At 43.2% G+C, this 15,314-nt stretch carries 15 protein-coding genes; 11 read left to right on the forward strand and 4 right to left on the reverse strand.

Annotation, left to right across the window (positions count from 1 at the left end; all coding sequences use genetic code 11):
- Nucleotides 1-54: 54 nt before the first annotated feature.
- The 4 genes from bioF to FERRO_RS07655 are packed head-to-tail and all read left to right on the forward strand — an operon-like array spanning nucleotide 55 to nucleotide 4,646.
- Nucleotides 55-1,206 (forward strand): 8-amino-7-oxononanoate synthase, encoded by a 1,152-nt coding sequence (gene bioF, locus FERRO_RS07640; RefSeq protein ID WP_056930275.1) that lies wholly within the window; start codon nucleotides 55-57, stop codon nucleotides 1,204-1,206.
- Complete coding sequence (gene bioA / locus FERRO_RS07645; protein WP_056930276.1) at nucleotides 1,203-2,504, forward strand: adenosylmethionine--8-amino-7-oxononanoate transaminase; 1,302 nt, start codon at nucleotides 1,203-1,205, stop codon at nucleotides 2,502-2,504. The genes bioF and bioA overlap by 4 nt, the downstream gene beginning before the upstream one ends.
- The gene (gene bioD / locus FERRO_RS07650; protein ID WP_056930277.1) at nucleotides 2,501-3,181 is read left to right on the forward strand and encodes a dethiobiotin synthase; all 681 of its coding nucleotides are present in this window, start codon (nucleotides 2,501-2,503) and stop codon (nucleotides 3,179-3,181) included. The genes bioA and bioD overlap by 4 nt, the downstream gene beginning before the upstream one ends.
- A 49-nt stretch (nucleotides 3,182-3,230) precedes the next feature.
- On the forward strand, nucleotides 3,231-4,646 hold the full coding sequence (locus FERRO_RS07655; protein WP_056930278.1) for a sodium:solute symporter family protein: 1,416 nt from the start codon (nucleotides 3,231-3,233) through the stop codon (nucleotides 4,644-4,646).
- Between the two features lie 22 nt (nucleotides 4,647-4,668).
- Here FERRO_RS07655 and FERRO_RS07660 read toward each other — a convergent pair whose 3' ends face one another.
- Both FERRO_RS07660 and FERRO_RS07665 read right to left on the reverse strand, forming a co-directional pair.
- Nucleotides 4,669-5,850, reverse strand: coding sequence for a type II and III secretion system protein family protein (locus FERRO_RS07660; protein ID WP_056930279.1), 1,182 nt, complete (start codon nucleotides 5,848-5,850; stop codon nucleotides 4,669-4,671).
- A gap of 494 nt (nucleotides 5,851-6,344) precedes the next feature.
- Nucleotides 6,345-6,776, reverse strand: a complete 432-nt coding sequence (locus FERRO_RS07665) for a c-type cytochrome (RefSeq protein WP_056930280.1) — start codon at nucleotides 6,774-6,776, stop codon at nucleotides 6,345-6,347.
- Between the two features lie 107 nt (nucleotides 6,777-6,883).
- On the opposite strand from FERRO_RS07665, the gene FERRO_RS07670 reads away from it, so the two are divergent.
- Genes FERRO_RS07670 through arsB form a run of 3 tightly spaced genes read left to right on the forward strand, consistent with a single transcriptional unit; the run spans nucleotide 6,884 to nucleotide 8,744 of the window.
- Nucleotides 6,884-7,216 carry an ArsR/SmtB family transcription factor gene (locus FERRO_RS07670; RefSeq protein ID WP_056930281.1) on the forward strand — a complete coding sequence of 111 codons (333 nt, stop codon included), beginning with the start codon at nucleotides 6,884-6,886 and terminating at the stop codon, nucleotides 7,214-7,216.
- A gap of 5 nt (nucleotides 7,217-7,221) precedes the next feature.
- The gene (locus FERRO_RS07675) at nucleotides 7,222-7,719 is read left to right on the forward strand and encodes an arsenate reductase ArsC (RefSeq protein WP_056930282.1); all 498 of its coding nucleotides are present in this window, start codon (nucleotides 7,222-7,224) and stop codon (nucleotides 7,717-7,719) included.
- Between the two features lie 8 nt (nucleotides 7,720-7,727).
- Nucleotides 7,728-8,744: an ACR3 family arsenite efflux transporter gene (gene arsB / locus FERRO_RS07680; RefSeq protein ID WP_056930283.1), complete on the forward strand. Its 1,017-nt coding sequence runs from the start codon at nucleotides 7,728-7,730 to the stop codon at nucleotides 8,742-8,744.
- A gap of 551 nt (nucleotides 8,745-9,295) precedes the next feature.
- Here arsB and FERRO_RS07685 read toward each other — a convergent pair.
- On the reverse strand, nucleotides 9,296-9,685 hold the full coding sequence (locus tag FERRO_RS07685) for a hypothetical protein (RefSeq protein WP_056930284.1): 390 nt from the start codon (nucleotides 9,683-9,685) through the stop codon (nucleotides 9,296-9,298).
- A 766-nt stretch (nucleotides 9,686-10,451) separates the two neighbouring features.
- On the opposite strand from FERRO_RS07685, the gene FERRO_RS07690 reads away from it, so the two are divergent.
- From FERRO_RS07690 to FERRO_RS07705, 4 genes are read left to right on the forward strand one after another with little or no spacing between them, the layout of a single operon-like run.
- Complete coding sequence (locus tag FERRO_RS07690) at nucleotides 10,452-11,279, forward strand: ABC transporter substrate-binding protein (protein WP_152975747.1); 828 nt, start codon at nucleotides 10,452-10,454, stop codon at nucleotides 11,277-11,279.
- Between the two features lie 21 nt (nucleotides 11,280-11,300).
- The gene (locus FERRO_RS07695) at nucleotides 11,301-12,863 is read left to right on the forward strand and encodes an amino acid ABC transporter permease/ATP-binding protein (RefSeq protein ID WP_056930286.1); all 1,563 of its coding nucleotides are present in this window, start codon (nucleotides 11,301-11,303) and stop codon (nucleotides 12,861-12,863) included.
- A 15-nt stretch (nucleotides 12,864-12,878) separates the two neighbouring features.
- Nucleotides 12,879-13,286 (forward strand): RidA family protein, encoded by a 408-nt coding sequence (locus tag FERRO_RS07700; RefSeq protein WP_056930287.1) that lies wholly within the window; start codon nucleotides 12,879-12,881, stop codon nucleotides 13,284-13,286.
- Between the two features lie 29 nt (nucleotides 13,287-13,315).
- On the forward strand, nucleotides 13,316-14,761 hold the full coding sequence (locus FERRO_RS07705) for an acetamidase/formamidase family protein (RefSeq protein WP_056930288.1): 1,446 nt from the start codon (nucleotides 13,316-13,318) through the stop codon (nucleotides 14,759-14,761).
- Between the two features lie 82 nt (nucleotides 14,762-14,843).
- Here FERRO_RS07705 and mscL read toward each other — a convergent pair whose 3' ends face one another.
- The gene (mscL, locus tag FERRO_RS07710) at nucleotides 14,844-15,293 is read right to left on the reverse strand and encodes a large conductance mechanosensitive channel protein MscL (protein WP_056930289.1); all 450 of its coding nucleotides are present in this window, start codon (nucleotides 15,291-15,293) and stop codon (nucleotides 14,844-14,846) included.
- Nucleotides 15,294-15,314 lie beyond the last annotated feature (21 nt).

Consider the following 15,314-nt stretch of genomic DNA (forward strand, 5'->3'; position numbering starts at 1 on the left):
TCAACATTATAATAGTAATTAACTTTCCAATAAAGAACGATTCCTTATATTGATATGCATGATTTGTTTAAGCAACACCTCTTGAGCTGGCAAGAGAGGGGACTTTTGCGGCAAAGAAAAATTATTTCTACCCCACAAAGCCCTCATTTGGTGGCAGACGGAACAGCCCTTTTATCTTTTGCCAGTAACGATTATTTAGGTTTAGCCAGTGAACCCGAAGTAATTAAAGCCATGCAGGACGCCCTAGCTCAGTATGGCGCAGGGTCAGGGTCCTCGGCCATGGTGAGTGGTCATAACACGTTAATTCATGAGCTAGAGTTAAGCTTTGCGCAATATCATAACTTACCAAAGGCCTTACATTTTTCTACGGGATATATGGCTAACCTGGGTGTATTAAAGGCCTTGGCCTTAGAGGATACGGCTTTTTTTTCCGACGCATTAAACCATGCGAGCTTAATTGACGGATTGCGTTTGAGTAAAGGCAGTACCCTGCATATTTATCCTCATCTTGATGTGGATAATTTAGAACAGGCACTCAAGAGCTCAAGGCAGAGTAATAAATGGATAGTCACCGATGGCGTATTTAGTATGGACGGCGATATAGCGCCCCTCGATCAATTACTGAATCTTGCTGAGCGCTATGATGCGTTTATTTATGTGGATGATGCCCATGGTTTTGGCGTATTGGGGACAAGTGGGCGCGGCATATTGGAGCATTTTTCGCTCAATTCACCACGTCTTTTATATATGGCCACTCTCGGTAAGGCGATGGGGGTGTTTGGCGCCTTGGTGGCAGGTGACGAGGTGCTAATCGATTGGATTATGCAACAATCAAGAACCTATATTTTTACCACGGGTACGCCCGCGACTCTTGCTGCGGGAGCTCTCAAAGCTTTATCAATTCTTGAGAAGGACTCGAGCTATAATTATCAGTTAAAAAAATTAATCGCTTATTTGTCTAGTCAACTAGCTCACTTTACACAGTATACCAATGTCTCCCACAGTGCCATCCATCCATTAATTATGGGTGAGAGTCATGTTGTGATGAGGGTAATGGAAAAATTATTAGGGGAGGGTATTTGGGTGCCGGCCATCAGACCCCCCACCGTGCCCCCTGGGAGTGCGAGATTGAGAATTAGTCTTTGTGCTAATCATAAGTTGAGTGATATTGATCGTTTGGTGGACGTGTTAACAAAGGTGTTATGAAAAAAACTATCAGTAGTTGGGACGAGAGAAGTTTACAGGCCGTATGGCATCCTTGTACGCAAATGAAGTTTCATGAAGGCTTTGCACCTGTTGTAATTAAAGAGGCCCGTGGAGTAAAACTCTTTGACGAAGCAGGGAACAGTTATATTGATGCCATCAGCTCTTGGTGGGTGAATTTATTTGGTCACCAAAATGAGCGTATTAAACAAGCCGTGATTGAACAATTAAACCAGGTTGAACATGTGATGTTGGCGGGTTTTAGCCATAAACCGGTAATTGAACTCTCAGAGCGGCTCAGTGCTAAAACCAATTATCAGCTGGGCCATGCTTTTTATGCCTCCGATGGCGCCTCGGCCACGGAGATTGCACTGAAGATGAGCGTCCATTACTGGCGCAATAAAGGTTTTCCCCACAAGCACCAGTTTTTAGCCTTGAAAAATAGTTACCACGGTGAAACCATGGGGGCCTTGGGCGTGACGGATATTGATCTCTTTAAACAGGCTTACCAGGATTTAATTCACATTGCGCCATTACTCCCAGTGCCCTATAGCCATGAGGCCCATGAAATAGAGCAATGCTTGGCTGTGGCGCAGACCTATCTTGAGGAGCATCATCAACAACTGTCTTCCATGATTGTGGAGCCCTTGGTTCAAGCGGCCGCTGGCATGCTTTTTTATCCAAAGCAATATCTTGCAGGACTATCACAACTGGCTAAAGCCTATCAAGTCCATTTGATTGTTGATGAAATTGCCATGGGCTTTGGGCGCACGGGTAGTTTTTTTGCTTATCAACAAAGTACGGCCCAGCCTGACTTTATTTGTTTATCAAAGGGCATCACTGGTGGATTTTTACCTCTGTCAGCAGTGTTAACCACCGAGGAGGTATATCAAGAATTTTACAGTCATGATATTGCGCATGGTTTTTTACATTCCCATTCCTACACCGGTAATCCCTTAGCCTGTCGAGCGGCCCTTGAAGTGTTAAATATTTTTGATGAAGAGAGGGTACTCCAGACTAACCAATCACGGCTTGAACTATTAAACCAATTAGTATTACCCCTTGTGCACCATCCCCGAGTGAACTCTTGGCGTCAACTGGGTATGATTTGGGTTTTTAGTATTGATACACAAAACCCTTCCTTTGCTAGAGAGTGTTATCAGTTGGGTTTACGCCACCATATTCTCATTCGACCCATCGGCAACCAGCTTTATTTTATGCCGCCCTACACCATCACCGATGAGGAATTTATTGAGTTGGTCACAGGAACCTTATGCGTATTAAATGGAGTATCGGGATGAAGCAGAGTGCGTTTTTCATTACCGGCACTGATACCGAGGTGGGAAAAACCACTTTTAGTGTCTTATTGCTAGATTATTTAGCGCACCAAGGCCTTAGAGTTTGTGGTTTTAAACCCGTGGCCTCAGGCGCCACATGGCGTCATGGTCAATTAGAAAATGATGATGTAATGGCATTACAGGGTGCCTCAAATACCGCCATTGAGCGCCATAAGATTAATCCCTATTGCTTTGAACCTGCTATAGCGCCACACCTCGCCGCCCGGGAGGCGGGGATTGAGATAGATTTTGCAGTTATTCACAATCACTTTACCCAAGTGGCCTCGAGAGTGGATTGTGTGGTGGTTGAGGGGGCAGGGGGGATATTGGTGCCCCTGGCGGGCGAGAGGCTCACTATTGATCTGTGCCTTGAACTCCGTCTACCGGTAATTATTGTGGTAGGCATGCGTTTGGGATGCATCAATCATGCACTCTTAACGGAGCAATGTGTTGTCAGCCAGGGTTTGCGTGTGGTGGGATGGGTGGCGAATCAGATTCATCCAAACATGGGTTACTATGAGGAGAACAAGGCGACATTAATAGCATTAATGCGCTCGCCACTCTTGGCTGAAATTCCTTATCAACACGCAGATAAGAAAAATATCATATGGTATAAGGGAGAGGTGTTTAATCATGATTAAATATGGTTATACTATTTTGCTGAATTCTGTTAACAGTTAATTTTAGATCATGTTATTAGGTTTTGTCGTAGCGTATTGGATTATTTCGGTGGCCATTGGTCTGTGGGTGGCCTTACGCGTTCACAATACGGCAGACTATGCCGCAGCTGGACATAGCATGCCTCTTCCTGTGGTGACAGCCACGGTGTTTGCTACCTGGTTTGGCTCTGAAACGGTATTGGGTATTCCTGCCACTTTTTTAAAGGAAGGTTTACATGGCGTGGTGGCCGATCCCTTTGGCTCCTCCCTATGTCTCGTCTTAGTGGGGTTGTTTTTTGCAGTCAAGCTTTATCGTAAAAAACTGCTTACCATTGGTGACTTCTATCGCCACCAATACGGTCGAAGTGTTGAAGTATTGGTGACACTTTGTATTGTTATCTCTTACTTGGGTTGGGTGGCCGCACAAATTAAAGCCTTAGGGCTCGTTTTTAATGTGGTGTCAGAGGAGGCCATTTCTAAGGATACGGGTATGATCATTGGTGCGGCCACCGTCATGATCTATACGCTCTTTGGCGGGATGCTCTCAGTGGCCATCACTGATTTTATCCAAATGATTATTATTATGGTGGGGATGCTTTACATTGGTTGGGATTTGAGTGTCCCCGCGGGGGGGGTCGCTAATGTGATTCATCATGCCAGCCTCGAGGGTAAATTTAACTTCTGGCCCAAGGCTAACCTGACCGATATGGTGGCTTTTTTTACTGCCTGGATCACCATGATGTTAGGCTCCATCCCGCAACAGGATGTGTTTCAACGGGTAACCTCCTCCAATAACGAAAAAACTGCCCGCAATGCCTCGGTGTTGGGTGGCAGTTTGTATTTTCTGTTCGCCTTTGTCCCCATATTTTTAGCCTATTCTGCTACGCTCATTGCACCAGATTTAGTGAGTCAATATTTAAATACCGATTCACAATTAATCCTGCCAAAATTAATCTTAGAAAAAGCACCACTTTTTGCCCAAATCATGTTCTTTGGAGCCTTATTGTCAGCCATTAAAAGCTGTGCCTCCGCCACATTGCTAGCTCCCTCAGTGACTTTTGCAGAAAATATTGTGAAGGGTTTTTATAAAACCATGACCGATGATCAATTACTCAAAGTGATGCGTATCATTGTGTTCTGTTTCACAGTTCTTGTTACTTATATTGCTATTCACTCAGAACTGTCAATTTTTAAAATGGTAGAAAACGCCTATAAAATTACCTTAGTAGCCGCCTTTGTTCCATTGGTCTGTGGCCTTTACTGGAAAAGAGCCACACCTCTTGGCGGGCTTTTGTCTGTGGTGTTGGGCGGTGGAGTATGGTTGATTGGCGAGTGGGTCACGCCAGAGGCGGCCATCCCACCCCAATTAGCGGGGCTCTTGGCCAGTTGTATTGGCATGGTGCTAGGCTCTCTCGTGGTGAATCGTAAATTAGTGCAAAGTGCTTAGTTATAGCCTTCAACCATATAAACTAATGATTAATCAAGTGGACAGTAACAATAAAAATTAGCTCTGTTTTATTTTGCTGGTAGTCATTACTTTTAAAGAGTAAACCTAAAACGGGAATAGTAGAGAGTACCGGAAAAGCCTGAAGTAATTGACTAATATTGTTTTGTAATAATCCTGCAATTACCAGACTGTCGCCGTCATTCAGTTCGATATTCGTATTGGCTTTACGCGTCATAATTGTGGGAATGGTGGTTAGATTATTGCCTGTACCATAGGTAGTAGAGGAGACAGCGAGCTCGGAAACTTCAGAGTTAATGGCCAATAATACTCGTTTACTAGAAATAATATTGGGGGTAAATTGTAAGCTGACTCCATAATTTTCCTCCTGCAACGATACTGAACTCACACCGAGATTCGTGGCAATGGGGATGGGGATAAATAATTTACCTCCCGCAAGAAAACTCGCCATTTTTCCATCTAAGGAGATAATATTAGGTTGCGCTAGAATTTTTGCGTGATTACTTGATAACTGGGCATCTATTATCTCAGTGATACCTCCTTTTAAAATTGTTAATTGCCCTAAGGCGCCCGTCCCAAAATGACTCATTGCGCCTAGACTGTGGGTTGTGTTGGAGCCATACAATTGTGAGCCCCATCGTTGCTCAAAGTTCTTTTGAATTTCAATGACTTTAACATCCAACTCAATTTCAGGATTGTTCTTGACCGCTAGTAAATTCGTCACATGATTCTTGTAAGTATGATTGAGTAATAAAAGAACACTATTTTTGACCAAGGTTGATGAGGCTTCTCCGGACACAATAATCTGATCGAAAAGAGATTTGATATGAATGTTTTTTTCCTCAGGATAAAGCTCCTTCACTTTGTCGGTAATAGCGGATATGTCTGCCACCACCTCCACCCTGACTTTAATCTGCGCCTTTCCTCGCCAAATCAGTATTGAGGTCTGTCCCAACTCTTTACCCACCAAGCATAAACTCTCCTGAGTTACGTTTTGAACGTCCGCCACTTTGCTATTGGCAACAATGATTTTATTCATTTTGCCCAGGGTTAATACTTGATTTTCTCCCACCGTAATCACCACAGAACGGTCTGAGTCTTCAGCCCATACCAAGTGACCGCCTGCTAATGAAATACCTAAAATAAGAACATGGGCAACGAAATCATAGAGTTTTCTGGATACCATTGTGGTTACTTATCCTCAAAATCATGGACCTACTATGGTGAAGGAAGCGATGTGTTTTAATGAGATGTAAAAGAGTAATTAACTCTCTTTTTTAACCCATACTCACCCCGGCGATGACAAGTAATAGAATGCGAGGGTATTTATTTAGGAGTGCAATTCCACATTTTCTGCCAATAATACTGTTATGGTCAGTATCACTAATGCTTTTGATACGCTAAGCAAGGATGATATTTGTGCGAGAGGGGATTGGGGAAATACCTCCCTAATGGCCAAAACTTAGTCACGATCGTAATACGATAAATTTTAGGGTCTTAGGATGTAAATTTTAGGAGGCTTTATGGTTACTCTTTCGATTGCTTCAGTTCATGGTGATACTCATTTAATCGGGGCTGTAGAAGCGTGACCCCACGGCGAAAAGGAATCGATTGAAGTTAACCGGTCAGTCAACCGATGCCATCCATATGCTTCCTATTTCGCTGAGGACTAGACAATATTTATTGCCCAAGTTTTTTAGTTAATTTCATGATCATTGCTGCTAAATCATGGGCTTCTTCTGCAGTAGCCAATTCCCCTGGCATGGCGCCATAACCGTTGGCAATGTGCTGCGTGAGAGTACTCACAGCCTCTGGATTCTCTGGGTATTTTTGAGAAATTAAGACATAGGCGGGACCTACTTTATTTTGATTAATCTCATGGCACTCTAAGCATCGAAGGTGGTGAGATAATATATAGCGAGTAAGTACCTCTTCGGTTCCTGCGTTCACAAAGATGGTACTGGGTGTTGTGTGGGGTTGTTGAGGATGCAGGCTCATCCTATTGCCCATCATCATCGTACTGCGCGCTAAGCGCATGTGCATGAAATTGGTGACAATGATGAAGAGTAGGATGGAACCGATAAAAAGAAAAATAAAAGCATTTTTTTTCATGGAAAGATTATCTCAATTTTTTGATACTGGGCATCATAACATTAAAGATTAAGTAATCTAATCTAAAAATCATTGATTTAATACTATATTTCTATTATTATAGAAATATGGAAAATAAACAGGCCGTCATGGCACTCACATCCTTAGCGCAGGAATCGCGCTTGGAGATCTTTCGCTTGTTAATAAAGGCAGGTCCCGTTGGTATGGCAGCTGGGAGAATTAGTGAGGTGTGTCACATTCCTCCCTCCACGCTGTCTTTTCATTTAAAAGAACTGGTGATTGGCGGCATGATCGCCTCCCGCCATGAGGGACGCTTTGTTATTTATACCGCTAATTTTGACAAGATGAATAGTCTCATGGCTTTTTTAACGGAAAATTGCTGTTTAGGGGAGAGTTGTCAACAGCCCAGCCATTTAGTTTGTGAACCACATAGTACTTAGGAGAAATGATGTCTCAGGTGTATAACGTACTCGTTATTTGTACCGGTAATTCAGCACGCAGTATCTTGGGCGAAGTGTTGTTTAATGCCTTGGGTAAAGGAAGATTCAGAGCCTACAGTGCAGGAAGCACCCCTAACGGGCAGGTAAACCCTATGGCCATAGCGCTATTGCAAGAAATGGGCTTACCCACCGAGGGTCTCAGAAGTAAAAGTTGGGATGAGTTTGCCGTTGAGGGTGCTCCTCATTTTGATTTTATATTTACGGTCTGCGATAACGCTGCCGGAGAAGTCTGCCCTGTGTGGTCAGGACATCCTGTGACGGCCCATTGGGGGATTCCTGATCCCGCTCATGTTGAGCCCCTTGAAGCCAGAGCTCATGCCTTCAGAAAAGCCTACAGTCAATTAGCCAGACGTATTCAGTTATTCATGGAGTTACCCATTGAAAAACTTGACCGGTTAGCTCTACAGAATGAATTGACTAGCATTGGTCGAGTTCAAGAGTAGGGGAGGCCATGAGTATTTTTGAACGGTATTTAACCCTATGGGTATTTTTGTGCATTATTACTGGTGTATTATTAGGCCATTTTTTTCCGGTGCCATTTCATGTGTTAGCTGCCCTTAAAATTGCAGAGGTGAATGTGCCTGTGGGGTTATTAATCTGGGTCATGGTGATTCCCATGTTGCTCAGAGTGGACTTTGCAGCCATGGGTGCTATTAAATCTCATTGGCGTGGTATCAGCATTACACTCTTTATTAATTGGGGCATCAAACCCTTTTCCATGGCGTTACTGGGCTGGATTTTTATTCGCCATGTGTTTATGTCTTATTTGCCTGGCAATCAGGTGGATAGCTACATTGCGGGACTCATCTTGTTAGCTGCTGCGCCATGCACTGCCATGGTGTTTGTGTGGAGTCGCTTAGTCAATGGTGAGCCCCTATTTACCTTAAGCCAGGTGGCTCTCAATGACGCTATTATGATCTTTGCCTTCGCTCCCATGGTAGCCCTATTATTAGGAATTTCGTCTATCACCATCCCTTGGCAAACCTTAATGACCTCCGTGATTCTCTACATTATTGTGCCCGTGGCCATTGCCCAATTATGGCGTCAAAGAATCGTTCATCAACAGAATTTACTAGAAAAAACCTTGCAAACCTTGGGTCCTGTTGCCATTGGTGCATTACTGTTAACCTTGATTTTATTGTTTGCCTTTCAGGGTAACGAGATAATTGAGCAACCTCTCATTATTGCCATGCTAGCTGTCCCCATTACCATTCAAGTTTATTTTACTTCCACCTTAGCCTATTGGTTAAATAAGCAATGTGGGGAAATGTATTGTGTAGCAGGTCCTTCAGCCTTAATTGGTGCCAGTAACTTTTTTGAATTAGCGGTAGCCACCGCCATCAGTCTATTTGGTTTTAAATCCGGTGCGGCGCTTGCCACCGTGGTGGGCGTTTTAATTGAAGTGCCAGTGATGCTCAGTGTCGTGTACTGGGTGAAAAAAAGTGAAGCTTGGTATAGTAAATCGTAATCTCGTTGATACGCTTTGTCCTACTTTAATGCCCTATGCTGAGTTGTGAACAGAGCCCAGATTCACCCAGTAAAGCCCTCACCAGGCACCTGGGAAGAGTTTTTGCTCTCCTCTAATGATTCACTCCTCTCTGTGTGCAGAGTTTGGATTTGTCTCAATGTGCACAGCTATCTCAAATCATACAGGGCGATGAAATAGCACAAGAGTATCAAGATTGTGACAAATAAAACCGTGACTGCATCAGCGATTTGGTTACAGAGTGACTAATATTTGCCAGTCAGATCACTGGGGTTGGTGTCTGGTTGATCCCCATCCTTGGTGATTTACCCTCACCTTTGGGTACAAGTCAACAGGAATTTGATTATTCTAGGCAATCTTCATTTCAGTTTTTATCCATAGCCGATTTAATGGGTTTAGTACAAATTAACAGGCCATTAACCTTGAATCAAACACCGCTTGGTATCTCTGTTATGGCAAAGCCGTACAGTGATTTGTCATTAATGAGAAAGTTGCTAGATTGTAGCATCACAATGTGATTGAAAAATGATCCATTAAGGGCGATGCTGGGACTTGGATTTTTGCTCTGCATCAAAGCGTTTTTCGGCAAGATGAATGTGCTCAATTAACACGTGGGAAATTAAATTTATGGCAATTCCAGCAAAGAGAGCAGGCAGTATATATAAGGCTAAGGAGAATTCATTTTGAAAAAATTTACTATAGGAAGGTTCGTTTAAATGCATGACCTTGTGACTGAGTCTTTGTAACAAAGTCACATCAACGCCAGAGATGACCAGTAAAGAAAAAGCCATCATTACTACTTTGGTTCTGGAGATGGATTGAATGACGGATAGGAAATAATAGATACCAAAGGGAGCAATAAAAGAGAAGAACACCAATAAAACAAAATCCCACTCAATGATATTTGCATTATATAAATTCATAACCCACCTAAATAAATTGCCTACTTAAATCGATAATTTTTAAAATTGTACACCCTCGATTAACGACCCCGCTACCACTAAGTGTGTGCCGCTGATGACACTGCTTGAGTGGTTAGCTAGAAATATACTGTGGGTGTTAGTGAAAAAGGATTGTTAAGAAGCAGAATACTCTACACTTTAATTTAAGGTTAGAAACCGTCTGAAAAATTAAGTGCTACCCATGGACGGTAAGAGACTTCATGTTGAACAAGATGCCTTGTGTCTCTCGGTGTCTCGCCGGTAGAGAACAATCTTAGCCCCCAAGGTGGTCACAATTAATCCCTTCTAATGGGATCGTTTTACGGTATAGGTGTACTAAGGACTGTAGTGAGTTCGTCTTAGCTACTCTTGTTTTGTCGCTGACAGGCATTGCATACACCAAAAGTTAAGTTTTTTTACTGCTTTAACAATCTGCTAGTTAACACTCAGTTATCTAAGTATTTTCACGTATTAGCACGGACAATGATTTCAGTAAAAATGAAATGGGCGTTCAAAAAAACATCGTTTGGCAGAACTCAAAACATGTCATGACAGATTAGTTATGGATGCATTGAAAAAACTAAATTGTTGCGCGGAATCCTCACCCAGCCATCCCGTGACATGTACCGATTTTTTTATTTAGGAGAATATTATGTTTAGATTATTTAAGAGTAGAAGGGGTATTCACCTTTTCAGTGGCGCTGCTTTCACGCCACTGATAAAAGTTGTCTCCGCGGTGGGTTTGGTGATGCTATTGTCTGGCGCACACCCCACCTATGCCAAACAGATCAGTCAGGGTTGTTTGGCTCTACAAGAACAATATCCCCAATTTAAGGGGGTAACCATTGTGGATGCTATTAATCCTCACACTCCTGGATATGAAGCGTTAGACCCTCAAGACCCTAGTCAATATGTAGGTTTTGATATTGATTTAGCGGAGGAGCTCGGCAGTTGTTTGGGTTTCAAAGTCTCTTATATTCCCGTGGCTTTTTCAGCTCTCATTCCAACCCTTCAAAGTGGCCAAGCCGGCTTGGTCATTTCTGATATCTATGCCACAGAGGAGAGGGCCAAAGCGGTGGATTTCATTACCTATTCAAAAGTATCAGATGGGGTGCTGGTGGCTAAGAATAATCCCAAAAAGATTTCCGGCATTAATAGCTCTATGTGTGGGGCTGTGGCCGCAGAAAACACCGGGTATGTGGAGGTTCCACTGATTCAAAATCTGGCCCCACACTGTACAGCAGAGAGTAAGGGTATCCCAACAGTACAGCTCTATGACAACAATGCCGCTTGCATCCAGGCCATATTAACGGGGCGAGCTGATACTTATGTGAATGATGTGAATACCGTTGACCAAGCGGTTAAGGCTTATCCTGATAAGTTAGAAAAAGCAGTTGCTGTGACCCTTCCATACTATGTTGGAATTGGAGTACCAAAGGATAAACCAGCTTTTAGAGCCGCTATGTTTGCTGCATTAAAAGAGGTCATTGGATCCGGTAAGGCAGCCATGATGCTCAAAAAATGGGGTCTTGATGCGGGATCTATTCCTGAACCTGCCATTATTTCCAGTAAATAGTCTTTTTTTTCGAGAGTAATCATGGAACTCTTCTTTCATTATTTATCGATGAAATATCTGGCAGTTGGCATTCTGTTAACGCTCCAGGTTACAGCGATAGGTTTGTTGGGAGGGTTCTTGCTCGGTTTACTTTTGGCCGGCATGCTTATTTCAAGGCATCCTTGGATATCGGGTATCGCCCGCACCTATGCGGTTATTTTTCGTGGTACTCCGTTAATTTTACAAATGGTTTTTTTCTATGACGCATTACCTCATTTGGGGGTAATGCTGTCTGCATTAACCGCTGCAGGCTTCGCACTGGCTGCCAATGAAGCGCCTTTTATAGCAGAAATTCTCAGGTCTGGTGTGTTAGGGGTAGATCGCGGCCAATGGATGGCTGGGCAGGCGCTTGGTATGACGCCTAGGGTACTAATGAGACGCATCATCGCCCCTCAGGCAATCAGAACCATGATCCCAGCCTTTGGTAATGAGGCTGTGAGCGCCCTAAAAAACTCTTCCTTGGCTTCCTTTATTTCAGTACAAGAGTTAACACTAAGAAGCACACAATTGGCCTCTTCAACTTTTGATTTTTTCTCCATCTTTTGTGCCTCTGGCGTACTCTATTTGGCATTAACTGGCACCATCAGTCTGATTCAGTTGTTGGCAGAATATGTGTTGGACCTAGATCGACGGGTTTCACCTTCAGGAACACAGACTGCTCGCCACACTCAACACCATTCTGGGTTATTTTCCTTAAAAAATAATGAAAAAAATAATTTGGATAAGAATCCAGATCATCATGCAAGCAAAATAATGAAACTTAATACACTAAACCATACGGGTGTTGCGGTTCAAATTAATAAGTTAATAAAACAATACGGCGATTCTGTTGTGTTGAATGAATTAAATTTAAGTGTTCACGAAAATGAGGTGGTTGTGTTACTGGGTCCTAGTGGATCGGGTAAAAGCACCTTACTGCGTTGTATTAACCAATTAGAAGTGTCAAGTGGTGGATCTGTCCATATTGCCGGGCAATGGATGGGGGTCACCCATAGTGGAAGAACAATGTCACCCAGCGAATTGGCGCTGCAAAGGTCAGAGGTGGGGGTGGGCATGGTATTCCAACAGTTTAATTTATTTGCGCATTTAACGGTCTTGGAAAACGTAGCAGGTCCCTTGCGCTGGGTACATAAAGTGCCAACTGAGCAAGCTTTCGCGCGAGCCATGGAATTGTTAAACCGTGTGGATTTAGTAGACAAAGCTTACTCACTGCCAAGACACCTATCAGGAGGGCAACAGCAACGGGTAGCCATTGCTCGTGCCCTAGCACCTTACCCTTCTGTTTTATTGTTAGATGAACCCACCTCGGCTCTAGATCCGGAATTAGTACATGAGGTGTTATCGGTGATCAGAAAGTTATCGGTGGAGGATAAACTCACTATGATTATTTCCACTCATCAACTCAAGTTTGCCCGAGACATAGCCGATCGTGTGGTGTTTTTATCAGGTGGAAAAATCATTGAAAGTGGCAGCGCTGAACAAGTGTTAACGGCACCCCAGCATCCCTTAACACAGCGTTTTTTAAACATGATGAGTGCAGATTAAAGTCGAGAGAAAAATATGAAAAAATCCTTTATATTTACCCCGGAATCCGGTGTCCCACCGCCCGTAGGACCTTTTTCACATGCCACCCGTTGGGGAGATCTCTTATTTGTAACCGGACAGATGCCCACGGATCCTGCAACAGGGGGAATTGTATCAGGGGGGCTTAATGCCCAGTCATTGCAGGTTAAAAAAAATCTTGAGGCGGTGATTGCCCACTTTGGACTCACCTTAGACGATGCACTGATGGTGAGAGTCTACTTGGAGTCCTTCGATGATTATGCGGCCTTTAATGACTTCTATAAAACATGGTTTACTCAACCATTACCGAGTCGTACCTGTGTAGGCGTGCATGGCTTGGCACTCGGTGCTCTGGTAGAAATTGATTTGATTCTAGGTATTCCTAAACAAAAGTCGGTCAATTAAATTATTCTGTAATTAGAACTGAGGAATGTATGAGTGATCATGACTGTAATGAAAATTGCCACCATGGGGCAGATGTGGATCTCACACCAGAAGATAGACTGGCTGAGATATCTGAGGCAAAGAAGAGGTTATTGGGTGCCAATGATTCTTCCTTAAAGGAGACTGTTCGCCCCCATTCGACATTGGCATCCCAAGATACAGCCTTAATCGATCACACTAATGAGCAATTTAAAACAGGTGTTCACTATTATATTCCTGCAACAAAAGATACGGTACTTTGGGGATATTTTAGTCAAGTGGCAAAGCCGGTTATAACTATTCAATCCGGCGATTTTGTTACCATCGAAACGATTACTCATCACGCCAATGATGATGCCGATAGAATGGTGTATGGTGATGCTAACGTTCAAGGCATTTTTCATTGGGATAGCCATGGCAAAGGAATAGACAGACGTGGTGCAGGGGCGATGTCTGCCACTAACGGTTCTGGTGCAGGACTCGGGGTTCACTTATGTACTGGTCCCATTGAAATTGCTGGGGCAGAGCCTGGCGATGTGCTTGAAGTAAGAATTATTGATGTCTCACCACGACCTAGCGCAAATAAGTTATACCATGGGAAAAGTTTTGGTTCCAATGTAGCGGCTAATTGGGGTTTTCATTATGGGGACACCCTAACTGAGCCCAAAGAACGTGAAGTGGTGACCATTTACGAAATCGATGCCACTGGCGAGAACACCTGGGCGCGGGCGGTCTATAATTTCAGGTGGACTCCGCAAGTTGATCCTTATGGAGTAGTCCACACAACCATTGATTACCCGGGTGTCAAAGTTGACCACAATACTATTATTAAAAATAATCATATTCTTAATAATATCCGAGTTCCCGTCAGACCACATTTTGGAACAATTGGCGTGGCTCCAAAGGAAGTGAATATCGTCTCATCGATTCCACCGAGTTATACGGGCGGCAATATAGATAACTGGAGAATTGGTAAGGGAGCCACGATTTTTTACCCCGTAGCGGTTAAAGGAGCAAAATTTTTTGTAGGCGATCCCCATGCCTCGCAAGGTGATGCAGAGCTATGTGGCACAGCCATTGAGTGTTCTCTAACTGGAACATTTCAATTTATTTTACATAAAAAAGAATCCATCACTAATCCCCATTTAGTCGGTTTGGATTATCCTTTACTGGAAACCTCCAATGAATGGCTTGTACACGGTTTTAGTTATTCAAATTATTTAGCGGAACTAGGGGCAGAGGGGCAAAGTACCATATTTGCCAAATCCTCTTTAGATAAGGCTATGCGCGATGCATACCATAAGATGCGTCATTTTTTAATGAGTGCTAAGGACTTAAGTGAGGATGAGGCCATTTCATTAATGTCTGTAGCGGTGGACTTTGGTATAACTCAGGTTGTTGATGGAAACTGGGGGATTCATGCTTCGATTAAAAAATGTATTTTTCAATCGGGCTGAGTGAACTCGTCAGAAAAACCTTGGTAATTGGATCCCCCAAGGTGTCAGCTGAAGATCACTCACCACTCCACTGGCACATCCCTTAATTTTCCTTTTTTGTCTGTAAAGAATCACGAATTTCCCGAAGGAGTAATATTTCCTCTGAAGTGGGTGTAGCAACCACTTCTGTGTTGTCCTCTTCCTTACTCTGGTGTTTTAAGTGAGTCACTAAACGCACCATTAAAAAAATGATGAAGGCTAATATTAAAAAATCTATCGATACGGTAATAAAGTGACCATAGGCCAGCACAGGAATTTTAAGTTTCTTTAAATTGTCTAGGTTATCGGCAGCTCCCGCGGGTAGGTCGCCCAACACAATATAAAGATTTGAAAAATCAATTTTGCCAATAATGGCGCTTATGAGTGGCATAATCAAATCTTCCACAAGGGATGTGACGATTTTTCCGAAGGCGCCACCAATGATCACCGCCACAGCCAAATCAATCACATTGCCCTTCATGGCGAATTCTTTGAAGTCTTTTAAAATTCCCATTTCCTACCTCTCCTTAATCTG

This window comes from Ferrovum sp. JA12 (genome assembly GCF_001431705.1).
Lineage (GTDB): Bacteria > Pseudomonadota > Gammaproteobacteria > Burkholderiales > Ferrovaceae > PN-J185.

What these genes read in the sequence shown, in the direction of transcription:
- mscL (WP_056930289.1), bottom strand. Translation starts at nt 15,293, where the DNA reads ATGGGAATTTTAAAAGACTTCAAAGAATTCGCCATGAAGGGCAATGTG.
- FERRO_RS07695 (WP_056930286.1), top strand. Translation starts at nt 11,301, where the DNA reads ATGGAACTCTTCTTTCATTATTTATCGATGAAATATCTGGCAGTTGGC.
- FERRO_RS07655 (WP_056930278.1), top strand. Translation starts at nt 3,231, where the DNA reads ATGTTATTAGGTTTTGTCGTAGCGTATTGGATTATTTCGGTGGCCATT.
- FERRO_RS07660 (WP_056930279.1), bottom strand. Translation starts at nt 5,850, where the DNA reads ATGGTATCCAGAAAACTCTATGATTTCGTTGCCCATGTTCTTATTTTA.
- bioA (WP_056930276.1), top strand. Translation starts at nt 1,203, where the DNA reads ATGAAAAAAACTATCAGTAGTTGGGACGAGAGAAGTTTACAGGCCGTA.
- FERRO_RS07670 (WP_056930281.1), top strand. Translation starts at nt 6,884, where the DNA reads ATGGAAAATAAACAGGCCGTCATGGCACTCACATCCTTAGCGCAGGAA.
- bioF (WP_056930275.1), top strand. Translation starts at nt 55, where the DNA reads ATGCATGATTTGTTTAAGCAACACCTCTTGAGCTGGCAAGAGAGGGGA.
- FERRO_RS07690 (WP_152975747.1), top strand. Translation starts at nt 10,452, where the DNA reads ATGCTATTGTCTGGCGCACACCCCACCTATGCCAAACAGATCAGTCAG.
- FERRO_RS07700 (WP_056930287.1), top strand. Translation starts at nt 12,879, where the DNA reads ATGAAAAAATCCTTTATATTTACCCCGGAATCCGGTGTCCCACCGCCC.
- FERRO_RS07705 (WP_056930288.1), top strand. Translation starts at nt 13,316, where the DNA reads ATGAGTGATCATGACTGTAATGAAAATTGCCACCATGGGGCAGATGTG.
- FERRO_RS07685 (WP_056930284.1), bottom strand. Translation starts at nt 9,685, where the DNA reads ATGAATTTATATAATGCAAATATCATTGAGTGGGATTTTGTTTTATTG.
- bioD (WP_056930277.1), top strand. Translation starts at nt 2,501, where the DNA reads ATGAAGCAGAGTGCGTTTTTCATTACCGGCACTGATACCGAGGTGGGA.
- FERRO_RS07675 (WP_056930282.1), top strand. Translation starts at nt 7,222, where the DNA reads ATGATGTCTCAGGTGTATAACGTACTCGTTATTTGTACCGGTAATTCA.
- arsB (WP_056930283.1), top strand. Translation starts at nt 7,728, where the DNA reads ATGAGTATTTTTGAACGGTATTTAACCCTATGGGTATTTTTGTGCATT.
- FERRO_RS07665 (WP_056930280.1), bottom strand. Translation starts at nt 6,776, where the DNA reads ATGAAAAAAAATGCTTTTATTTTTCTTTTTATCGGTTCCATCCTACTC.